This is a genomic window from Acinetobacter sp. ANC 5045 (assembly GCF_004331005.1).
Classification (GTDB): Bacteria; Pseudomonadota; Gammaproteobacteria; order Pseudomonadales; family Moraxellaceae; genus Acinetobacter; species Acinetobacter towneri.
Genome location: NZ_SJNS01000003.1, coordinates 160,995 through 182,416 on the forward strand (window position 1 = coordinate 160,995; position 21,422 = coordinate 182,416).

Here is a 21,422-nt window from a genome sequence, read left to right on the forward strand (position 1 = left end):
GTGACTGTTGAAAATTCTTTAGCGGAGCATGCTCCCCATGCGCAGCAGCGAGATCATATTTCGCTGACGCGCTACTCAGGTCGGTTTGCGCCATCGCCAACCGGCCCTTTGCATTTTGGCTCTCTCATTACTGCCGTTGCCAGTTATTGCGATGCCAAAGCCCAGCACGGCACTTGGCTGGTACGTATTGAAGATACTGACATCCCACGCATTTACCCTGGCAGTGAAAATCATATCTTGCGTTGTATTGATGCCTTTCAATTTGAGCCAGATGCCGAAATTATTTTCCAGAAAGATCGCCTCGATCTCTATGCAGCCGTGTTGCAACAATTGCAGCAACGCGACTTGGTCTATGCCTGTCAATGCACCCGCAAAATGCTTGGCTCCAATCATATTTATGCAGGGACTTGCCGCAATTTAGGTTTAGATTTTGCCAATCAAGCGATTCGAGTCAAAGTCACAGACCAAGAGATTTGCTTTCAAGACCGCCTGCAAGACAAACAATGTTCCAACCTTGCGCAGGACTTGGGCGATTTTGTCCTAAAACGGCGTGATGGCATTATCAATTATCAACTGGCAGTGGTGGTGGATGATTATTTGCAAGGCATTACCCATGTGGTTCGCGGCGCAGATTTACTCGACAACACCGCACGGCAAATCTATTTGGGGCAACTGTTAGGCTACCCTAAACTCAGCTACACGCACCTGCCTTTAGCCATGAATGCACAAGGGCAAAAACTGTCTAAACAGAACTTGGCACAAGCTTTAGATTTAGCCCAAGCATCGAAGCTGCTACAAGCCGCTTTAACTGCCTTAAATCAAGCCACTGTCGAATTAGACACCCCTGCACGCATGCTTACGCAAGCCATTCAGCAATGGGATCTTTCACGTATTCCTACAGGCACAGCTTTACACGGCTATTATTTATAAAATTTAAAATTCAGTTATGCTCAAATTGAAATGGATCATTTGAGGTTGTGTCATGTTTTTTATTTTTGGTGTTGGACCGAAAACCAAAGTGGTCGAGAAAAGTCAATTTAGCTGCCCCGTTTGCCGCACTCGCAGTAGCTATGAACTCAGACAGCAACGACAATATTTTTCCTTATTTTTTATTCCCTTGTTTCCTATGTCTAAACAAAAAAATACTACAGTCAAGTGCTTACACTGCGGAACAGTCATGCCAAGCATGGTCTTGCACCATGCTCAGCCAGAAGCGAAATAGAAGGATAAATTCTAGAAGCTGGATTCTTCACGGCTAGGGTTAATCTCATGCGTGCTGGCTTCAATTTTCAGAATCAAACTCACCATCACTGCACACATAATTAACGATGAACCACCATAACTAATAAAAGGTAGAGTCAAACCTTTGGTAGGCAACATACCCATATTCATGCCTGCATTCACCATAATCTGTAATAAGAAGATAATGCTGATGCCATAAGCCAAATATCCTGCACGTAAGTACTGGTTTTTCAGGGCGCGATGACCAATTTTAATGCAGGCAATCAGCATAGCAAAAGACAAGCTCAACACCACAAAAATGCCTAAAAAGCCAAACTCTTCACCTAAGACAGCCAACATAAAGTCCGTATGTGCTTCAGGTAAATAGGACATTTTCTGGATACTATGCCCCAAGCCTACGCCTGCCCATTCACCGCGTCCAAATGCCATTAAGGCGTTAGACAACTGATAACCGACACCCAAAGGGTCATTCCACGGGTTTGAGAACGACATTAAACGCTCAAAACGATAAGGCTCAAATACCACCAAAAACACAAAGGCGGCAATAATCGCGCCAAAGGCAATACCAAACTGAATTAATGGCGCACCAGCTAAAAAAAAGACCCCTAACATGGTCAAGGCAATCACCACGGTCGCCCCCAAGTCAGGCTCTGCAATCACCAAACCTACCGTGACTGCCATAATCACTGCAAGACGGATCAGACCTTTAATGTTATTACGCACTTCTTCGGCACGGCGCACCACATAGTCAGCGGTAAAAATGGCCATCATCACTTTAGCGACTTCGGAAGCTTGCAGGGTAAAACCTGCGACCCGAATCCAGCGTTTAGAACCATTGACTTCAGTACCCACCAGCAACACTGCAGCCAACAAGGCAATGGTCACAATCCACAGAAAGAAGGTGTTGTTAAACCAGGTATTCAGCGGCACTCTATAGGCAATCACGGCAGCGATTAATGCCACCACAATAGAAATGCCATGACGCAATACATAGTGAAAGGCATTTTCATGCATGCGCTCGGCATAAGGCATAGAAGCCGATGCCACCATGATTGAACCAATACATAACAGCGCCAGTACGCTAAAAATCAGTACATTGCGTACATTCACTTCCGCTGGCAGTTTGGGTAACCAGCGCTCATAGACCTGATTGAGTTTATTGATTGTTGTCTGAGCAAAGCCAGCCATATCTCACACCTTATTGTTGTTATACCAGTGCGTTGACATAAGCAACGAACTTGTGACCACGTTCTGGATAGCCCGAGAACATATCAAAACTTGCACATGCAGGTGACAATAACACCACATCATGCGCTTGTGTATGTTGTTGGCAGATTTCAACTGCTTGTTGCAAGGTATCTGCAGTTAAGAGTTGGGTTGTTCCCGCAACTGCTGTTTCAATTTTCGTAGCATCCTCACCAATCAACACTGCCAGTTTGGCATATTGTTGCAATGATTGGCGTAGCGCAGTGAAGTCCTGCCCTTTGCCTTGCCCACCTAAAATAATCGCAACCTTACCGCCTTGTGCCTGAATTGCTGCACCCAAGCCATCTAAAGCTGCCAAAGTTGCACCGATGTTGGTTCCTTTGGAGTCATTATAATAACGCACCCCATGTAATTCTTTGACGAATTCACAACGATGCTCCAAACCTTTAAAGGTTTTCAGCGTTTCCAGCATGCTGTGCATAGATAAACCAATGGCTTCACCCAATGCCAAACACGCTAATGCATTAGCAATATTGTGTGTGCCTTGAATATACATCTCGGTGCTTTTTAATAAACGCTCACGCCCACGTGCCAACCACATGCTGCCATCATCATCTTTTAATAAGCCGTATTGGTTTAGGTCAGGCGCATTTAAGCCAAAACTTTGCATAGGAGTCTGATCTGGCACCAACGGACGACTCAAAGCATCATCACGGTTAAACACCACTTTTTTCACACCCTGAAAAATACGATGTTTGGCGGTGTGATAACCGAGCATATCGCCATGACGGTCTAAATGGTCTTCACTCATGTTCAGCACTACCGCCACTTCTGCATTTAAATTCGAGGTGGTTTCTAGCTGAAAACTGGAGAGTTCTAAAATATACAGTTCAGGATCATCTTTGATCAGATCCAGCGCAGGGCGTCCCAAATTGCCACCTACCGCGACTTTTTTGCCTGCCTGCTCTGCCATTAAACCAATCAGTGTGGTAACGGTACTTTTCGCATTAGACCCTGTAATTGCCACAATAGGTTTGTCGGTCGCACGACGTAAAATCTGAATTTCACTCACCACAGGAATGCCCTGCGCCATCGCAGCCTGAATTTCAGGGAGTTTTGGATCTAGCCCTGGGCTAATCACAATTTCTTCTGCAGACAACAATAAATCCTGATCAAACTGACCAAAACGGGTTTCCACTTCGGCAGGAATTTGGTCATGCCCTGGGGGTGTGGGGCGAGAATCTGTCACAGCAACGCGGTAACCCTGATGATGTAAAAAATTAACGGCTGCAACACCAGAAATACCAAGTCCTGCAACGACTTTTAATCCACCACGTTGTATTAACATTTTTGCCCCATTTTGTGCGCTAATTTTGAAACAGACAAAATAGTAGCACTTTGCTGTTTTGAATGCTTTTTCTGTTTGCAGTTCCTGCAGTTTTTTTGTGTCAGTGCGTAAAAAAACCGTCATATTGCAGACGGTTTTTAAAAAGAATATTGCTAAAGTGAATAAACAAGTCTATTTCCACTTCACCGCTTGAACTTCAACTTTCTTTTCTGCGGGTTGATCTTGAGAATCACAACCACAACTGCCACCACAGCCTGCCGCGGCTGCAGGTTTTAGCCATTTGGCCAAGCCATGCCAGCCTTTTTCAGTACAGAAATTGGAGAGTTTTAGAAAAACTGCGCCAGAAGTCTTGGGAAAGACTTTTTTAAAGACTACTACAGCACTCCACAGTACCAATGCAGCAACAATTAAAATTTCAACCATGTTCATCTACTCCTGTAGGTCAGGCATGTGCCTTAACCCAACAAATACGATGCCGTTTGATAAGTCAGGAATGACATGAAATAAGCCAAACCAAATAGATAGCAGGTCATAATACTGACCGTACGCCATGATCCTGTTTCGCGTTTTACCGTTGCTAAAGTTGCCAAACAATGCGGTGCATAAATAAACCATACCAATAACGATAAACCCGTTGCCAATGACCAGCCCAGTTCACCACCACCACTAATTAAAGCAGCCAAACCTTGGGACATGGCATCTTCATCCACTGCAGATAAGGCATAGACTGTGCCTAATGCAGCCACCACCACTTCACGCGCTGCCATCGCAGGAATCAAGGCAATCACGATCTGCCAGTTAAAGCCCACAGGAGCAAAAATTGGCTGTAATACATGCCCCAGCATCCCTGCAAAACTATAGTCAATTGCAGGCATGGTCGCGCCTTCAGGCGGTTGCGGGAACGTACACAAGAACCACAATAAAATCGACAGCGCAAAAATAATGCCACCGACACGCTTTAAGAAAATTTTGGCGCGATCTAGTAAACCAATCCAAACACTTTTTAGGTCTGGAAAACGGTAGCTAGGCAACTCCATCAACAAGACATGCTCAGATTTATCTTTTTGTAAAAATTTAAGCACAAAAGATACGCCCAAGGCACTCACAATGCCCGCCATATACAGACCAAATAAGACCAGACCTTGTAAATTAAACATGCCCCATACAGTTTGATTGGGAATGAATGCCGCGATGAGTAAGGCATATACAGGCAAGCGCGCAGAACAGGTCATTAACGGTGCAACCATAATCGTGGTTAAACGATCACGTGGGTCAGCAATACTACGTGTTGCCATAATGCCCGGCACTGCACAGGCAAAACTAGACAGCAATGGAATAAAGGCACGACCACTCAAACCTGCGCTAAACATCAGCTTATCGAGCAAGAATGCGGCACGTGGCAAATAACCCGATTCCTCTAAAATTAAAATAAACAGGAACAGAATTAAAATTTGCGGCAAGAACACCACTACACCGCCTGCGCCCGCAATAATGCCATCCACAATCAAGCTGTTTAGCAAGGGATGGCTAATGTTTTCGCCAATCACTTCACCTAGCCAGCCAAATAAACTTTCGATGCCATCCATAAACGGTGCAGCCCAAGCAAATACCGCTTGGAAGACAACAAACATCATCACCGCAAGGCTGACTAAACCGAATACAGGATGTAAAAAAATTTTATCGAGGAAGTCGGAGCGTTTGTCTTCTTGATCTACAAAGTGCACCACATCATGCAAAATGGTTTGAATCCGTTGATGCTGACTGCCTGTTAAGCCTGTCAATTCTGTCTGCGGAACAGCAAATTTGCCCTGATCTAAGGCATGCATTAAGTTTTGAATACCTGAATCACGCACTGCCACGGTTTCCACCACAGGTACACCCAAACGCTCAGACAATTTTTGCGTGTTGATTTGCATGCCACGACGACGCGCCTCATCCATCATGTTGAGTACCAACAAAATCGGACGACCCAGTGCAATCATTTCCAAAACCAAGCCCAAATGCAATTTCAGGTTGGTGGCATCCACGACACAAAGAAAGGCATCTTGCTGACCTTCTTCGGCTATTTTGCCTTGTACCACATCTCGAGTAATGGCTTCGTCGGGACTGGTGGCTTCTAAACTATAAGTTCCGGGCAAATCCAACACCCGCACCGCCTGTCCCGAAGGCAAGGTGAATTGCCCGACTTTACGCTCTACAGTCACGCCTGCGTAGTTGCCAACTTTTTGACGTGTCCCTGTCAAATGGTTAAATAAAGATGTTTTACCGCAGTTTGGATTCCCTACAAGTGCGATACGTAAGGCATCGCTCATGCGGACACCCCTTGTTCAATTTCAATGCGTTCAGCTTCTACTTTGCGCAAAGCAAAACGGGTAAATCCCACTTGAATCAAGATTGGATCACCACCAAAAATACCTTTGGTAATCACCTGCACCTGCGTACCCGGCACAAAACCCAGTGTTTCTAAGCGGTTTGCCACTAAGTCACTAAGGGATGTTCCACCATCGGCGGTACGTAATACCTGACGGATGATGGCTGTTTGTTTTGCTTTAAGTTCTGACAAACGCACCGTGAAATTCCTATACCATTTTGCATATTATAACATGCAAATGAGAACAATTAACAAATAAGGTCGACTTACATTTAAATGCTTTATATCACATCGACAGCCTTGCTGAATTGGATTAGAGTAGAAAATAACGCTGCTTATTATCGAATTTCTCAATTAATTTTGTGATTTCGTCTGTGATTCCTATGCTGAACAAAAAACCTCGTATTCCTGCTGCAATACAAATTCCAGAAGCTTTGAGCTTTTTGGAAGGCTATCGCAACGATTTAATCGCGCAAAGTGTCAGCCCGCATACCCGCAATGCCTATCTGTCCGATTTAATTCAATGCAGTGACTATGTCAGCAAACCCATGCCTGAATGGAATCATGACGATATTTCAGATGTACTCATCGAACTCACCAAACAACAAAAAAGCCCCCGCTCTATTGCACGCTGCCTGTCTGCACTACGTTCTTTTTATAAATTTTTAAGAGAGCACAAACTGCGCTCTGACAACCCTGTTGCTGCGCATAAAACCCCAAAATTAGGTCGTGCCTTACCCAAAGATTTATCTGAAGCCGATGTTGAAGCCTTAATTCACGCTCCTGACATCAACACTGCACTCGGATTACGAGATCGTGCCATGCTTGAAGTCTTATATGCTTGCGGTTTACGAGTGACGGAATTGCTGAATTTACGTTTAGAATTAATCAACCTAAAACAAGGCTATTTACGAATTGTAGGTAAAGGCAATAAAGAGCGTTTGGTGCCTATGGGACAAGTCGCTTGTGAATGGATAGAAAAATATTTAACCGAGTCGCGTCCGCAACTGTATAAAAGTGCCACCGATTATCTATTTTTAACGGTGCATGGCGGCATTATGAGCCGACAAAATTTTTGGTATGCCATTAAACGCTATGCCCTGCAAGCAGGCATTCAAGCCGAGTTATCGCCACACACGTTAAGACATGCCTTTGCCACACACTTACTCAATCATGGGGCAGATTTACGTGTGGTACAAATGCTGCTCGGGCACAGCGATTTATCCACTACACAAATTTATACCCACGTTGCACAAATCCGTATGCAGCAATTGCATGCCCAACATCATCCACGGGCTTAAAAAAACAAAAACGACGTAGAAGCATAGGGTCTGTTGACACTTCATCTATGAACGTAAGCCATTTATGAAATGGCAACAGACCCTAACGATCACGAATATTTTTTGTTATGCTAACGCTCTATTTTTTATGCCAACAAGAAAGGGTTGTTTATGACATTTACCCGCTCGACACTTTTGATTGCCTGTTCACTGGCAAGTGCTTTTGCAATCACCGCATGTTCAAATGCAAACAATGAAGATAAAAAGCAAACCACACTCACCGCCAGTGCGCCTGCAACGGGTGAAGCATCAACCCTAATTGAACGCAATGCACAACAGCGTTTAAGTACAACCTTGCAGCAACATTTTAAAACTGCAGGTATCAACGCCAAAATTACCGACATTAAAGCCACTGAAGTTCCAAATTTATTTTGGGTGAGTCTTGAAGGCATGTCATCGGTCTATGCCACCAGTGATGGCAAATACATTATTCAAGGCGATGTGATCCGTTTAGGTGACAAAGAACTACATAACGTCAGTGAAAACCTGCAAGCAGGCGTGAACAAGAAAATTTTTGCTGAATTAAAACAGGAAGATTTATTGGCATTCCCTGCCAAAGGCAAAACCAAACACGTCATTTATGTATTTACCGATGTCAGCTGTCCATATTGCCATCGTCTACATGAACAAATGGATGAAATGAATGGTAAAGGCATTGAAGTCCGTTACATTGCTTGGCCGCGTGGTGAACAGCACATGCCTGCTATGGAAGCAATTTGGTGTAGCGAAGATCGTCACGCTGCCTTTAATCAGGTCATGAATGGCGCACAAATTGCACCTGCCAACTGTAAAAACCCTGTTCGTGCTCAGTATCAATTGGGCTTAAATATGGGCGTCAATGGCACACCTGCAATTTATAATGCCGAAGGCGTATATTTAGGCGGCTATCTGTCTACCGCTGAATTGATCAAGCGTTTAGACAAATAAAAATAGAGGTTTTGTAGATGCTGAATCATCCCAATATACCAAGACGTAGCATCTATGAAGCCAATATAAATAACGATTTTTTATGCGTTATTTTACTTTTTTTTATACTGTGAAGATAAGTGAGATCTGCCCTAGAGTCAGCGCGTTTTTTTAGCTATGATCTAGGCTTGCTTAAAGTTATTAAAATATGGAGTGTGACGTGAAACCAGTTCGTCTGGCAATCCTCGGTCTTGGTACTGTGGGTGGTGGTGCCCTTAAACTATTAAAAGAAAATGCTGCTGAGATTAGACGTCGCACCGGTCGTGAAATTGAAATCACTTATGTGGGAACACGTCGTCCGCGTCCTGACCTAAACTTGCCTGAATCGGTCAAGCAAAGCTCCGACTTGATGGACATTGTCCGTCAACCCGATGTAGACGTGGTGGTTGAAGTGATGGGCGGTATTCACCCTGCTTATGACGTGATCATGGAAGCCATGAAGCACGGCAAACAAGTAGTGACAGCCAACAAAGCCCTACTTGCAGAACACGGCAATGAGCTATTTAAAGCAGCTGAAGACAATGCCGTACAAATTGCCTATGAAGCTGCGGTTGCAGGTGGTATTCCAATTATTAAAGTCATCCGTGAAGGTTTGGCTGCCAACAAAATTGAATGGTTGGCAGGCATCATCAACGGTACAGGCAACTTCATTTTAAGTGAAATGCGTGAAAAAGGTCGTGCATTTGAAGATGTACTGAAAGAAGCGCAAGAGTTAGGCTATGCCGAAGCCGATCCGACTTTTGACGTCGAAGGTATTGATGCTGCACACAAACTGACTATTTTGGCTTCATGTGCATTTGGTATTCCACTACAGTTTGACAAAGTCTTTACCGAAGGTATTGGCAAAGTGACCGCACAAGATGTGAAATATGCCGAAGAACTCGGTTTCCGCATCAAACACTTGGGGATTGCCCGTCGTACCGATAAAGGTATTGAATTGCGTGTTCACCCAACTTTAATTCCTGAAGAAGAATTGATTGCCAATGTTAATGGCGTGAAAAACGCGGTCTTGGTACAAGCCAATGCGGTTGGTCCAACGCTCTATTATGGCGCAGGTGCAGGTGCAGGTCCAACAGCCTCTGCAGTAGTTGCAGATGTCGTTGATATTGTCCGTGACATTTCTTATACCGAAGATGGCGCAGGTACAATTCCACAATTGGCATTTGAAGCCTTAACCGACTTGCCAATTTTAAGCCGTGAAGAAATGACCACGGGTTACTACATTCGCATTAATGCCGAAGACCAAACTGGCGTACTTGCTGATGTCACCACAATTTTAAGCCGTGCGGGAATCAGTATTGATGCCATCATGCAGCAATCACGCTTAAAAGACCTTATTCCTATCGTGATTCTGACTGACCCAGTCCTAGAATCGAAAATGGATGAAGCGTTACAACAAATTCAAGCATTGCCAACCATTCATGGCGAAATTGTACGAATTCGTTTAGAATCGCTTGATAATTAATCGGGTGAAGGGGAGTATTTCCCCTTGCCAAGCTCTACACACAATTGGAACATCATCATGTCGAATGCCAATCGTTATACTGGTTTAGTTGACCGTTATCGTGACCGTTTACCAGTGTCTGCAACCACACGTGCAATCTCTCTAGGCGAAGGAAACACGCCACTGATTAAGCTTGAGAATATTCCACGCATTATTGGTAAAGATGTTGAAATTTATGTGAAGTATGAAGGCTTAAACCCGACAGGTTCATTTAAAGACCGTGGTATGACCATGGCAGTTACTAAAGCAGTTGAAGAAGGTTCAAAAGCCATTATCTGTGCATCTACAGGTAATACTTCTGCTGCTGCTGCTGCCTATGCTGCACGTGCAGGCATCAAAGCATTCGTTTTAATTCCTGAAGGCAAAATTGCCATGGGTAAAATGGCACAAGCGATGATGTACGGTGCCATCACCATGCAAATCCGCGGTAACTTTGACGATGGTATGCGTCTAGTTAAAGAAGTTGCTGACCAAGCACCTGTGACCATTGTGAACTCGATCAACCCTTACCGCCTACAAGGTCAAAAGACCATTGCGTATGAAATTGTAGATGAGTTAGGTCGTGCACCAGATTACCACTGCTTACCTGTAGGTAACGCAGGCAACATTACTGCACACTGGATGGGTTATACCGAAGCGGTTGCCAACCAATCTGCCGATCAATTCGAGCAAGTGGTCTATGACGCAGCAACGGACAAATTCACAGGTCCAAACCCTGAAGGCCGCCCAATCATGGTGGGTTATCAAGCGTCTGGCGCTGCGCCATTCTTACGTGGTGCGCCTGTAGAAAACCCTGAAACTGTTGCAACTGCAATTCGTATTGGTAACCCACAAAGCTGGAACCATGCCAAAGCCGTTGTACGCGATTCAGAAGGTTGGTTTGATGAGCTAACTGATGCTGAAATCTTAGAAGCACAACGCATGCTTTCAATGTATGAAGGCGTATTTGTTGAGCCTGCATCTGCTGCGTCTATTGGTGGTGCAATGCGCGACATCAAAGCAGGTAAAATCAAAGAAGGTTCTGTGATTGTATGTACCGTAACAGGTAACGGTCTGAAAGATCCTGACACTGCAATGAAACAATGTGCAGATGCGGTGATGCTCTCTATTGATGCTACAATGCAACAAGTAAAAGACTCTATCCTTTCAAACATGTAAGTTTTGAATCGTGATCAAAAAAACCTGCATTAGCAGGTTTTTTTGTATTTGGAATCATGCAACTTTAACGGAAGTTGAGTCATACGATTGATAACTCAACGCTCCAAGCTGAATGTGCTCTTAAATACGTTTAGGTAACTGGCTTGCCCAACTCATTAAGCGAGTTGCATCATTGGTACGTGCTTGTGAAGTATCTGCACCCAAAAGCACCACCACTGCAGGACGGTTATTCAAAGTGGTATGCATCACCACACAACGCCCTGCTTCATTGATATAGCCTGTTTTAGACAGATTAATATTCCAACCACCATTACGTACCAGTGCATTGGTATTGTTAGATTTTAAAACACGATAACCCAAGTTAAAGTCATAGGTTGGCGTGGTTGAGAATTGGCGAATCAAACCATATTGCGAAGCGGTGCTGACCAAAATACCCAAATCACGCGCAGAAGATACATTACGTGGGTCTAAGCCTGTTGCTTCGGTAAAACGGGTAGAATGCATGCCCAATTCACGCGCTTTAGCATTCATTGCGGCTACAAAGGCATTTTTCCCACCTGGATAAGTACGTGCCAACGCTGCTGCTGCAGGATTTTCAGATTTCATTAATGCAAACAGTAACGCTTCGGCACGGTTTAACTTGTCGCCCACACGCAAAGTTGAGCTTGAGTTTTTACCTGCTGCACCTGCAAAATCAATCGATTGCAAAGTGATTTGTTCAGACATATTCAAACGTGCATCAGAAGTCACCACGGCAGTCATCACCTTGGTCACAGATGCAATAGGTAATGCCACATTGGTATTTTTGCTATACAGCACTTCACCTGTTTGCGCATCCATCACCAAAGCCGCACGTGCATTAACTGATGGTTGGTTGCTATAAGCAGAGGTATCTAAAATACGGACTGTTTTAGGCGCAGTGGAAGCAGGTGCAACACCATTGCTACTACGCACTGTAGTGGTAATTTTCGTTGAACCTGGCGGAGTAGGTTCAGCAACATAGCTCTCTGGCGCAGCCTGAGCGCTCGCACTGGTACTTTCCAGATCACCATTTAAGAATTGATCGGCTTGCTCCGAAGACCAACTTAAGGTCGCCTGACCGTCGCTCCCAGAGGAAGGATTGATGACAAGTTCAGCAAAACTGACAGAACTTAGGCTGAACATCATAGATGCGACCAGCACATGCATGAACGACTTCTTAGAATTTTTCACGACTGCTTACTCAACTCAGGGAGGTAAGATACATTTGCGTATTACCTCAAATATGCCTTACATTTAAAAATACAACAATGAATCGTTTTTGACACCATATTGTGCAGAACTTTTCATTCTAGATTAAGAATAGCATTGCTAATTTTGTCGTTTCATTGCAAGCTAATTTTGCTTTATGTAACAAAAAAGATGATTTTTTCAAAGGGAGAGTGTAGGTGATCACAGTTTTAGTAGTCGACGATCATGAATTGGTACGTACTGGGATTTGCCGTATGCTCGAAGACCATGCCGATGTGCAGGTGATTGGACAAGCTGAATCGGGTGAAGAAGCGATTACCTTAGTGCGTCAGCATCATCCCAATGTGGTGTTGTTAGATGTGAACATGCCTGGGATTGGAGGCGTAGAAACCACACGTCGTCTATTGCAAACTGCACCAGACACTAAGGTCTTGGCGGTGAGTGGTTTGGCAGAAGAACCCTACCCTTCTTTATTGCTGAAAGCAGGTGCAAAAGGCTATATCACCAAAGGCGCACCTGTCAGTGAAATGGTACGTGCCATTAAAAAAGTCATGCAGGGCGGTAAATACTTCAGTGCCGACATTGCCGAACAACTGGCAAGTTCATACTTATCTGACACACAACAATCGCCTTTTGATAGTCTTTCAGAACGTGAAATGCAAGTGGCGATGATGGTGGTGAATTGTATTAGCGCACAGGAAATTGCCGATAAGTTGTTTGTCAGTGTAAAAACCGTAAATACCTATCGTTACCGTATTTTTGAAAAATTAAATATTGATAGTGATGTCAAACTGACTCACCTTGCCATTCGTTATGGACTGATTAAACCCTAAATTTTCAACGCTGTTGATGCACAAATAAGACCTTTACGATATGCCAGATTTAAAACAACATTCTGAGTTAAATCAGTATCATCTTGGCATGTGGTATGGTACTTACCGACTGCTGATTGCCTTTTGTTTGCTGCTGATTACCCTACTCACCTTTCAGCAGCTTGGCACACAATATCAGCACCCGGGTTTATATCTATACACCTTGGTCTGCTATTTTATTTTTAGCTGCCTGCAACTGATCAGCTATAAATATATTCCTTTTAAAAGCACGCAACAACTGACCCTGTTTTTTGCAGTCGATATTATCGCGCTGAGTAGCCTGACTTTTGCCAGCGATGGCCCTAATTTATATTTAAGTCTGCTGTTTGTGATCACGATTTTTGCAGCCTCTCTCTTGCTGCAAAAGCGTAAAGCCTTAGCCATTACCCTCATCGCGATGATTATGGTGATTTACCAACACTTTGTTGGGAGTTTGCTGGACTTTTCATCGCTAAATAATATTGGTCAAAGTGCGCTATTGGCATTTTTATTTTGGGTGGTTTATGGCAGTGGACGTATTGCAGTACGGCGTTTCCAAATTTTAGAAAATCTAAATTTTTCGCAATCTTTGGAATTAAACCGCCTACAAAATATCAACCGTTATATTTTAGAACAAACCGAAATGGGCTATTTGGTTTTAGATGAAAATTGCTATGTCGTCCTCAGCAACCCTGCAGCCTGTCATCTGTTGGGGATTCATCCTAAATATGCGCACGCGACCTATCCATTGTATAAAATTCAGCCCGATTTATTTGATCTGTTCAAATTTGATCAATTGCAAGATGGAGAAAAATTTCAATTCGAGTCGCAACTAAGTCATTTTCATGTGCATATTCAGGTACAAAAACTCAAAGTGCCACATCAAACGCTGACTTTATTGGCGCTGCAGGATGGACGTAAAATCAATCAGCAAGTCCAGCAACTCAAATTAGCCGCCTTAGGACAACTCTCTGCCAGTATTGCGCACGAAATTCGCAACCCGTTGGCAGCCATTGTACAAGCCAACAATTTATTTACAGGCAGTGATGCTGCACAGCAACAATTGCTGTCGGACATGATCAGCAAACAAGCGACACGGATTGATAAGATTATTCACGACACGCTGAGTATGGTCAAAAATAAACAAACCACGCCTGTCGCGATTCAGCTCAATCAATTTTTGCCACAATTCATTCAGGAAGATTTACCTGATGCAGCGAGTCAAATTCAGCTTACACTGACCGAACCACTGAGCATCCAGTTTGATGAATCACAGTTTCGCCAAGTGCTGATTAACCTGATTCGTAACGCCATTCGACACAATGCTGCACAGCAGCCCATTGAGATTACGGTCTACCCGCAAACAACTTATATTTATATTGATGTGCGGGATTTTGGTGCAGGTGTCGCCAGTCAAGATCTCCTCTATCTGTTCCAGCCATTTTTCAGTACCGAAATCAATGGAACTGGTTTAGGATTGTATCTATCGCATAGTTTTTGCGAGGCGAATCAAGCCAAGCTGAGCTATGTAGAACAAGAACAAGGCGCATGTTTCAGGATGAAATGTCTACGTGCCATTGAATAAACGCGATTGATATTGGATCAATCTTGTTGCTGTGGTTTTGATTTAATTTTGTGTGGTTTTGGGGAAAATATGCACGCTGTTCAACCTTTGGTTTTATTGGTCGATGACGAAGAAGACCTTTGTACCCTCATGCAGATGACTTTGGCACGTATGGGGATTCAAACCCATGTCGCGTATCGTTTAGCACAAGCCAAGCAATTATTGGCAGAACATCAGTACGATGCTTGCTTAACCGACTTAAACCTGCCCGATGGCAATGGCTTGCAACTGGTTGAATGGATTTCCGAACAATATCCGAATGTACCTGTTGCCGTATTGACCGCCTACGGCAATATGGATATTGCGATTGCTGCTTTAAAAGCAGGTGCATTTGACTTTGTCAGCAAGCCTGTCAATCAAATACATTTACAGCAACTCCTTGAAAAAGCACTGAATAAACCTTTCGACACCACCGATCATCACAGCCAAGATCAGCTTGAATATAAAATGTTGATTGGGCAGTCTTTGCCTATTCAACAATTGCGCAGCACCATCAAAAAAATTGCGCGCTCGCAAGCGCCTGTATTTATTACAGGCGAATCGGGTACGGGGAAAGAAGTTGTCGCCAATTTGGTTCACCGTTTAAGTAACCGCAACGAAGGACCATTTATTGCAATTAACTGTGGTGCAATCCCCACCGAACTCATGGAAAGCGAGCTATTTGGACACAAAAAAGGTAGCTTTACAGGAGCGACTCAAGACAAACAAGGTCTGATTCAATCTGCACATGGTGGCAGCTTATTTTTAGATGAAATTGCCGAACTGCCACTGAGCATGCAAGTCAAACTGCTGCGTGCCGTTCAGGAAAAGCGCATCCGTCCTGTGGGTTCAGATAGTGAAATTGATGTCGATTTTCGTGTGATCAGCGCCAGTCATCAGGACTTAGAAAGTTTGGTTCAGCAAGGACGTTTCCGTCAGGATTTATTCTTCCGTATTCACGTGATGGATTTGGTCTTGCCTGCCTTGCGTGAACGTGGACAAGATATTCTGTTATTGGCAGACCACTTCATTCAAAAAGTTGCACAAGAATGGGACATTCCTGCCAAACAACTGACACCTCGTGCCCAGCAATTTTTATTAGAACAGTACTATCCGGGTAATGTGCGTGAGTTACGCAATATTATTGAACGTGCCATTACCCTGAGTGATGATGATGTTATTGATCTCAAACACTTACAAACCGCACCCTTGCGCCAATTCAGTATGAGCAATACAGCAACCACTGAATCACAACCTACAGCAGAAACACCACAGCAGATCGTGACAGATGTATTGCTGACAGGACGCAAACTGCCTGAAGAAGGTTTAGAAGCCTACTTGGAAAAAGTAGAAAAAGACATTTTACTGAATGCGCTGCACCTGACCCACTGGAACCGTACGTTGGCAGCAAAAAAATTGGGCATGTCTTTCCGTTCTTTGCGCTATCGTCTGAAAAAGTTTGGATTAGATACTGAAGATGAGTAAACGCTAAACAATGAAGACTGTCTAAAAATACGTGTTACTCAGATGAGACTTAACGGCGGCTCAGCAGTAAATCTGCCACATGCTCAAGATAAGCCTCTTCTTTCATTTCAGGACTTTGAATATATTGCTGATTCGGCTGAATCCCAACCCCTTCAATCATTTGCTCGCGTGGGGTGTAATAATGCGAAACCGTCATTTGTAAGGCAGCACCATCGCTAAGTGGGAACAGCTTTTGCACCACCCCCTTGCCATAACTTTTTTCGCCCATCACCCAAGCGCGTGAATGGTCTTTTAAAGCACCGGTAAAGACTTCTGCCGCAGATGCAGAGCGATGATTAATCAGTACTCCGACTTTTAAATTTTGAAATTCAAAGCTAGGTAACGCCTGAAATTGTTGATCGCCTTCAGAACGACTTTTGGTCGATACAATCACACCCTGATTTAAAAATAAATCGGCAGATTCCACCGCAGCAGACAGTAAGCCTCCTGGGTTATTACGCAGATCAATCAATACGGCTTTTAAGCGTGGCGTGCTATGTTCTTCAATTAAGCGTTTAATTTCATTGGCGGTGTCTTGCTGAAACACACGTACTTTTAACAACAAGACCTGATTAGAAAGCATCTGCGCCTGAATATCGGTTTCTACTTTTTTGTTGCGTACCAACATAATTTCAGGCTGATTGGCTGCACGTTGTACGCTTACAGTCGATCCCACTGAGCCTGTGAGCAGGTTATTGACCTGATCTGCACTCAGCTTTTTCAGTTCTTGGTTATCAATTTTAAATAGGCTGTCGCCATTCTTCAGCCCTTGTTTAGCCGAGTCGGCATTGGCACTTAAATTTTGAATGACCCAATGTTGCTGGGCAGCGTCATAGCGCAAAGTAAAATCAACCGAGGCCAAGTCGCCTTCGGTATATTGTAAAAGTTGTTTATATTCTTCAGCAGTTAAATAGCGTGAATAACGGTCTAAACCGCTCACCAAGCCACGAATGGCTTGCTGAAACAAGGCATCATCACTTTTTTCAGTCACATAGTTGTCTTTGACAATGCCATAGATTTGTACAAATTCCTGTATCGACTCTACAGGCACATCGACATAGTCCTGTTGTAGTGTAGGGCCATCTAACTCCCAATCTGGCGCAGCCCAAACACTCGAATGACTGGCACACAACACGCTTGCCAACACAACCGCATAAATTTTGTGAGCCGTCATTCCATCATCTACCTGTATCGAGGGTTATGCCTGTAAGCGAATTAAGTTGCGACCTTGCATATCTGCTGGCACTGGCAATTGCATCAAATTCAATAAAGTTGGTGCAACATCTGCCAACACACCACCTTCCAAAATGGTGGCCTGAGTTGGGCCTACATAAATGAATGGCACCAATTCAGTGGTGTGCTGAGTATGTACCTGACCACTGTCATAGTCTTGCATTTGCTCGACGTTACCATGATCAGCTGTAATAATCATGTGACCTTGTTTCGCCATCACCGCTTCATAGACACGACCCAAACAGGTATCTACTGCTTCCACTGCTTTGACAGCTGCATCAAACACACCAGTATGACCGACCATATCGCCATTGGCATAGTTCACCACCAACAAATCATATTCACCTGAATTAATGGCTGCAACCAGTTCATCAGTCACTTCATAAGCGCTCATTTCAGGTTTTAAGTCGTAGGTTGCTACGTTTGGCGATGGAATCAGGATACGTTTTTCACCCGGATATTCATCTTCACGACCACCACTAAAGAAGAACGTCACGTGTGCGTATTTTTCAGTTTCAGCAATACGCAATTGTGTTTTGCCCAAGTCTGATAAATATTCACCAATCGAGTTTTTCAAATCTTCTGGCATGTACGCCACTGGCGCAGCAATGCTGGCTTGATAACGGGTCAGCATCACAAATTTAGACAATTGCGGCACAACTTTACGTTCAAAACCAGCAAAATCCTGTTCCACAAAGGCTTTGGTCAATTCACGTGCACGGTCAGCACGGAAGTTCATAAACACCACGCTGTCGCCATCTTGAATTTTGGCAATTTCACCAATACGGGTGGCTTTAACAAACTCGTCGCTTTCATCTGCCGCATAAGCCGCTGCCAAGCCTTCAACCGCAGTTGCCGCAGTGCGTACTGCCTCACCTTCGGTAAGTAGACGATAGGCTTGTTCTACACGATCCCAACGGTTGTCACGATCCATCGCATAGTAGCGACCAATCAGGCTGGCAATACGCCCCTGATCTGGATACTGTGCAAATAATGCATCCAATTTTTCTAAAGAAGGCTGTGCGCTTTTTGGTGGTGTATCACGACCATCTAAAAAAGCATGTAGGTACACTTTTGCACCACGTTTGAGTGCCAATTCTGCCATCGCCACGATATGATCTTCATGCGAATGCACACCGCCTTCAGACAATAAACCAAGCAGATGCACTGCACCGTTGGCTGCTTTGGCTTTTTCTACCGCATCGACCAACACTTCATGTTCAAAGAAAGCGCCTGTACGAATGTCTTTGGTAATACGGGTAAAGTCTTGGTACAACACACGTCCTGCACCCAAGTTCATGTGACCAACTTCAGAGTTACCCATTTGACCATCTGGCAAGCCCACATCTTCACCTGAACCAGAGATCAAACCATGCGGATGCTTTTCCTGCATAGCAGTCAAATTTGGTCGTTTCGCTGCTAAAAACGCGTTGTCTTCGACCGCTTCGCGATGACCCACACCATCCATAATCACCAATACGTGAGGGATTTTGCCAGCAGTTGCATCCGCCATAATCAATACTCTTTTTCGTCTACAAATTAATCATGCTATCTTAACGAATTTTGCGTCAAGACTCTATGTTCAGAAGATGGTTTCCGCCACTGATTCAGATAGGTTTACCCAATCATACGGAAAAAGCAGCAGCATCGGCCCGCACTTAACGCGCACGATGCAGTAAGTAACCGCCGATGACAAACATCAGAATAATAGGAATAAATACGAACCACGCAGGCGATGGTGCATAGACCAAGCTGGCATAGCCCAAGAAATCCTGTAAATAAAAGAAGGTTAAGCCGACAAATAAAGCAATCACCAAACGGAAACCCATAGATTGCTGACGTAACGGCCCAAAAATAAAGGAGCAAGCAATCACCACCAAAGCAATCAGCGCAAAGGGTGCACCAAGTTTTTGCCAGAACGCCAGTTGGTAGGTTTTGGGTACTTGGCTGTATTCATGCATATAACTCATGAAACTGACCAATTGACTTGGGGATAAATCTTCAGGGTCGATGGTGACCATGTGCACATATTTCGGTTGCAATGCTAAAGCCAAAGCCTGTTCGCTGTTTTTAGCTAAAGTCGCGTTGCCCGCCTGCAAAATATCCATCTGTTCAGTTTGATTGAGCAACCAACTACCGTCTTTAACAAACTGTCCCTGATCTGCAGACAATGTACCACGCAAGCGATAGTTATCATCAAAATCGACCACTTGTACATTTTTGAGCTGCCCTTGGGCATTGGCGTAGTCAATATAAATAAAACGATTGCCTTCGCGCGACCAATAGCCACGAACTTCACCCAGCTCAGCGACGCTACGGTGACTTTTAACACTTTTGGCTTGTTCATTGGTGTATGGAATCACCCATTCACTGAGCACAAAAGACAGCAGTACCAATACCATGGCGGAACGAATCACCCATCCCACAATACGCCACAGGCTAATCCCTGCAGAACGCATCACAATCAATTCGCTGTTGGATGCCAACGTACCCAAGCCTAACACTGCGCCAATCAAGGCAGAAATCGGCAAAATTTCATAGAGATAATTTGGCGCACCCCACAATACATACAGCAATGCCTGCCATGCACTATAGTTTTCATTGAGTGAACCCAATTCGCCTAAATAGGTAAACAACACCTGCAAACCAGACAAAATTGCCGTTGCACCAAACATAGCCAGTGCAGTGGTCTTGGTGACGTGTTTTGCAACTATACGACGTGCCAACATCTTAAGACCTCACTCGCTGAATTTGCTGCTTAATTTTAGGTGCTAGTTTTTGTTTACGTGAGAACAAGGCTGCCGCAATCGCATAAGCCAACAACACCAACGGATAAGCAATCATGCCCATTTCTTGTTTGCTGATACGGGTTTTAACCGCCATGAGCGCCACAATCAAACTGGCGAAAATTAACAAGGCAGGAAACAGTTTTAAATAACGCCCCTGACGCGGACTAACTTCTGACAATGCCACGGCTAAAAACAACGCCACCACAATCGCAAAAGGCACAAAAATACGCCATCCCAGTTCACTTGCGACCACAGGGTCTGCACGGTTTTTCCAAAGTTGCGAGGTGGTTAAGGCTTCTACTTCGGCACTTTCAAATTTAGCTTCTTTGTCATTCTCTAAACGTAAACGATAACTTTGGAATTCTGCCTGTGAATATTTGGCTGTGCCCGGAAATATTTCATAACGACGCCCTTCGACCAAATCCACCACATTGGCAGGATCATTTTCCAGCTCTACCCGTGTCGCTTCTTTTGCCAGAATCATGACATCAGGACGACCTGCTTTTTCTGCACGTTGATAAAAGAAAATATCTTTCAGGTTTTTACGATCTTCGGACAGATCGCCTGCGTAAATGGTATATGGCCCTGAAGAAATAAATTCTTTGGGTCGCACCAAATCAAAACCTGTGCGTACTGCCTGACTGGTGGTCAATGCTTCAAACTGACGCAGTCCCCACGGTGATGCCCACAGCATTAAAAAGCCTTGGACAATTAGAAATACCAGCGTCATTGGCACCAATAAACGTGCCAATTGATGCCGACTCACGCCACTGCTGTTGAGCACTGCCATTTCATGGTCGACATATAAACGACCAAATACCAACATCAAGCCAATAAAGAAACCCAAAGGTAAGATCAGCGTCAAAAATTCAGGCAAGCGATAGCCAATGATGCTGAATAAAATACTCGCATCCAGACGCCCTTGTGCCGCCACGCCAAAATACTTGATCAAGCGACCACCCATCATGATCAAAGTCAGTAAGGCAATCACAACCAAGGATGTCGACACAACTTGCTTGACCAAATAACGCCGAATAATCAAATTATTTCTTCCAAA

General features: G+C 44.2%; 19 protein-coding genes. 9 read left to right on the plus strand and 10 right to left on the minus strand.

Annotation, left to right across the window (positions count from 1 at the left end):
* Together gluQRS and E0H79_RS04705 are read left to right on the plus strand one after the other, a co-directional pair.
* Positions 1-930 carry a tRNA glutamyl-Q(34) synthetase GluQRS gene (gene gluQRS / locus E0H79_RS04700; protein WP_165492518.1) on the plus strand — a complete coding sequence of 310 codons (930 nt, stop codon included), beginning with the start codon at positions 1-3 and terminating at the stop codon, positions 928-930.
* A 52-nt stretch (positions 931-982) separates the two neighbouring features.
* On the plus strand, positions 983-1,222 hold the full coding sequence (locus tag E0H79_RS04705; RefSeq protein ID WP_104852920.1) for a zinc-ribbon domain-containing protein: 240 nt from the start codon (positions 983-985) through the stop codon (positions 1,220-1,222).
* 11 nt (positions 1,223-1,233) lie between these two features.
* Here E0H79_RS04705 and ftsW read toward each other — a convergent pair whose 3' ends face one another.
* From ftsW to E0H79_RS04730, 5 genes are all read right to left on the minus strand, one after another.
* Complete coding sequence (gene ftsW / locus E0H79_RS04710; RefSeq protein ID WP_004975720.1) at positions 1,234-2,430, minus strand: putative lipid II flippase FtsW; 1,197 nt, start codon at positions 2,428-2,430, stop codon at positions 1,234-1,236.
* Positions 2,431-2,449: 19 nt separating this feature from the next.
* A complete protein-coding gene (gene murD / locus E0H79_RS04715; protein ID WP_026438396.1) occupies positions 2,450-3,796 on the minus strand; it encodes a UDP-N-acetylmuramoyl-L-alanine--D-glutamate ligase in 1,347 nt (448 codons plus the stop codon).
* Positions 3,797-3,967: 171 nt separating this feature from the next.
* Positions 3,968-4,219: a DUF6587 family protein gene (locus E0H79_RS04720; protein WP_004975717.1), complete on the minus strand. Its 252-nt coding sequence runs from the start codon at positions 4,217-4,219 to the stop codon at positions 3,968-3,970.
* A 32-nt stretch (positions 4,220-4,251) separates the two neighbouring features.
* On the minus strand, positions 4,252-6,108 hold the full coding sequence (gene feoB, locus E0H79_RS04725; protein WP_131260988.1) for a ferrous iron transporter B: 1,857 nt from the start codon (positions 6,106-6,108) through the stop codon (positions 4,252-4,254).
* The gene (locus E0H79_RS04730; RefSeq protein ID WP_004975713.1) at positions 6,105-6,365 is read right to left on the minus strand and encodes a FeoA family protein; all 261 of its coding nucleotides are present in this window, start codon (positions 6,363-6,365) and stop codon (positions 6,105-6,107) included. The genes feoB and E0H79_RS04730 overlap by 4 nt, the downstream gene beginning before the upstream one ends.
* Positions 6,366-6,550: 185 nt before the next feature.
* Between E0H79_RS04730 and xerD the strand changes: the two genes are divergently transcribed.
* From xerD to thrC, 4 genes are all read left to right on the plus strand, one after another.
* Positions 6,551-7,468 carry a site-specific tyrosine recombinase XerD gene (gene xerD, locus E0H79_RS04735; protein WP_004975712.1) on the plus strand — a complete coding sequence of 306 codons (918 nt, stop codon included), beginning with the start codon at positions 6,551-6,553 and terminating at the stop codon, positions 7,466-7,468.
* A 150-nt stretch (positions 7,469-7,618) separates the two neighbouring features.
* Positions 7,619-8,434 (plus strand): DsbC family protein, encoded by an 816-nt coding sequence (locus E0H79_RS04740; RefSeq protein ID WP_131260990.1) that lies wholly within the window; start codon positions 7,619-7,621, stop codon positions 8,432-8,434.
* 199 nt (positions 8,435-8,633) lie between these two features.
* Positions 8,634-9,938 (plus strand): homoserine dehydrogenase, encoded by a 1,305-nt coding sequence (locus E0H79_RS04745; RefSeq protein ID WP_004975708.1) that lies wholly within the window; start codon positions 8,634-8,636, stop codon positions 9,936-9,938.
* A gap of 57 nt (positions 9,939-9,995) precedes the next feature.
* A complete protein-coding gene (gene thrC / locus E0H79_RS04750) occupies positions 9,996-11,135 on the plus strand; it encodes a threonine synthase (protein ID WP_004975706.1) in 1,140 nt (379 codons plus the stop codon).
* A gap of 120 nt (positions 11,136-11,255) precedes the next feature.
* On the opposite strand, the gene E0H79_RS04755 is transcribed toward thrC, so the two are convergent.
* The gene (locus tag E0H79_RS04755; protein WP_131260992.1) at positions 11,256-12,347 is read right to left on the minus strand and encodes a serine hydrolase; all 1,092 of its coding nucleotides are present in this window, start codon (positions 12,345-12,347) and stop codon (positions 11,256-11,258) included.
* Positions 12,348-12,562: 215 nt separating this feature from the next.
* Between E0H79_RS04755 and E0H79_RS04760 the strand changes: the two genes are divergently transcribed.
* The 3 genes from E0H79_RS04760 (at position 12,563) to E0H79_RS04770 (ending at position 16,304) form a co-directional block, all read left to right on the plus strand.
* Complete coding sequence (locus tag E0H79_RS04760) at positions 12,563-13,198, plus strand: response regulator (RefSeq protein ID WP_004975702.1); 636 nt, start codon at positions 12,563-12,565, stop codon at positions 13,196-13,198.
* A gap of 40 nt (positions 13,199-13,238) precedes the next feature.
* The gene (locus E0H79_RS04765; RefSeq protein ID WP_131260993.1) at positions 13,239-14,801 is read left to right on the plus strand and encodes a sensor histidine kinase; all 1,563 of its coding nucleotides are present in this window, start codon (positions 13,239-13,241) and stop codon (positions 14,799-14,801) included.
* 69 nt (positions 14,802-14,870) lie between these two features.
* Positions 14,871-16,304, plus strand: a complete 1,434-nt coding sequence (locus tag E0H79_RS04770; RefSeq protein WP_004975695.1) for a sigma-54-dependent transcriptional regulator — start codon at positions 14,871-14,873, stop codon at positions 16,302-16,304.
* 49 nt (positions 16,305-16,353) lie between these two features.
* On the opposite strand, the gene E0H79_RS04775 is transcribed toward E0H79_RS04770, so the two are convergent.
* The 4 genes from E0H79_RS04775 to lptF all read right to left on the minus strand — a co-directional run bounded on the left by E0H79_RS04775 (position 16,354) and on the right by lptF (position 21,407).
* Positions 16,354-17,517: a S41 family peptidase gene (locus tag E0H79_RS04775; protein ID WP_004975690.1), complete on the minus strand. Its 1,164-nt coding sequence runs from the start codon at positions 17,515-17,517 to the stop codon at positions 16,354-16,356.
* Positions 17,518-17,541: 24 nt separating this feature from the next.
* Positions 17,542-19,089 (minus strand): 2,3-bisphosphoglycerate-independent phosphoglycerate mutase, encoded by a 1,548-nt coding sequence (gene gpmI, locus E0H79_RS04780; protein WP_131260995.1) that lies wholly within the window; start codon positions 19,087-19,089, stop codon positions 17,542-17,544.
* A 145-nt stretch (positions 19,090-19,234) separates the two neighbouring features.
* Entirely contained in the window at positions 19,235-20,305 is a 1,071-nt protein-coding gene (gene lptG / locus E0H79_RS04785) for an LPS export ABC transporter permease LptG (RefSeq protein WP_004975683.1), read from the minus strand.
* Between the two features lies 1 nt (position 20,306).
* Entirely contained in the window at positions 20,307-21,407 is a 1,101-nt protein-coding gene (lptF, locus tag E0H79_RS04790; RefSeq protein WP_004975682.1) for an LPS export ABC transporter permease LptF, read from the minus strand.
* Between the last annotated feature and the right edge of the window lie 15 nt (positions 21,408-21,422).

Coding starts and splice junctions, on each gene's coding strand:
- E0H79_RS04705 (WP_104852920.1), top strand. CDS start 983: ATGTTTTTTATTTTTGGTGTTGGACCGAAAACCAAAGTGGTCGAGAAA.
- ftsW (WP_004975720.1), bottom strand. CDS start 2,430: ATGGCTGGCTTTGCTCAGACAACAATCAATAAACTCAATCAGGTCTAT.
- murD (WP_026438396.1), bottom strand. CDS start 3,796: ATGTTAATACAACGTGGTGGATTAAAAGTCGTTGCAGGACTTGGTATT.
- E0H79_RS04720 (WP_004975717.1), bottom strand. CDS start 4,219: ATGGTTGAAATTTTAATTGTTGCTGCATTGGTACTGTGGAGTGCTGTA.
- feoB (WP_131260988.1), bottom strand. CDS start 6,108: ATGAGCGATGCCTTACGTATCGCACTTGTAGGGAATCCAAACTGCGGT.
- xerD (WP_004975712.1), top strand. CDS start 6,551: ATGCTGAACAAAAAACCTCGTATTCCTGCTGCAATACAAATTCCAGAA.
- E0H79_RS04740 (WP_131260990.1), top strand. CDS start 7,619: ATGACATTTACCCGCTCGACACTTTTGATTGCCTGTTCACTGGCAAGT.
- thrC (WP_004975706.1), top strand. CDS start 9,996: ATGTCGAATGCCAATCGTTATACTGGTTTAGTTGACCGTTATCGTGAC.
- E0H79_RS04765 (WP_131260993.1), top strand. CDS start 13,239: ATGCCAGATTTAAAACAACATTCTGAGTTAAATCAGTATCATCTTGGC.
- E0H79_RS04770 (WP_004975695.1), top strand. CDS start 14,871: ATGCACGCTGTTCAACCTTTGGTTTTATTGGTCGATGACGAAGAAGAC.
- E0H79_RS04775 (WP_004975690.1), bottom strand. CDS start 17,517: ATGACGGCTCACAAAATTTATGCGGTTGTGTTGGCAAGCGTGTTGTGT.
- gpmI (WP_131260995.1), bottom strand. CDS start 19,089: ATGGCGGATGCAACTGCTGGCAAAATCCCTCACGTATTGGTGATTATG.
- lptG (WP_004975683.1), bottom strand. CDS start 20,305: ATGTTGGCACGTCGTATAGTTGCAAAACACGTCACCAAGACCACTGCA.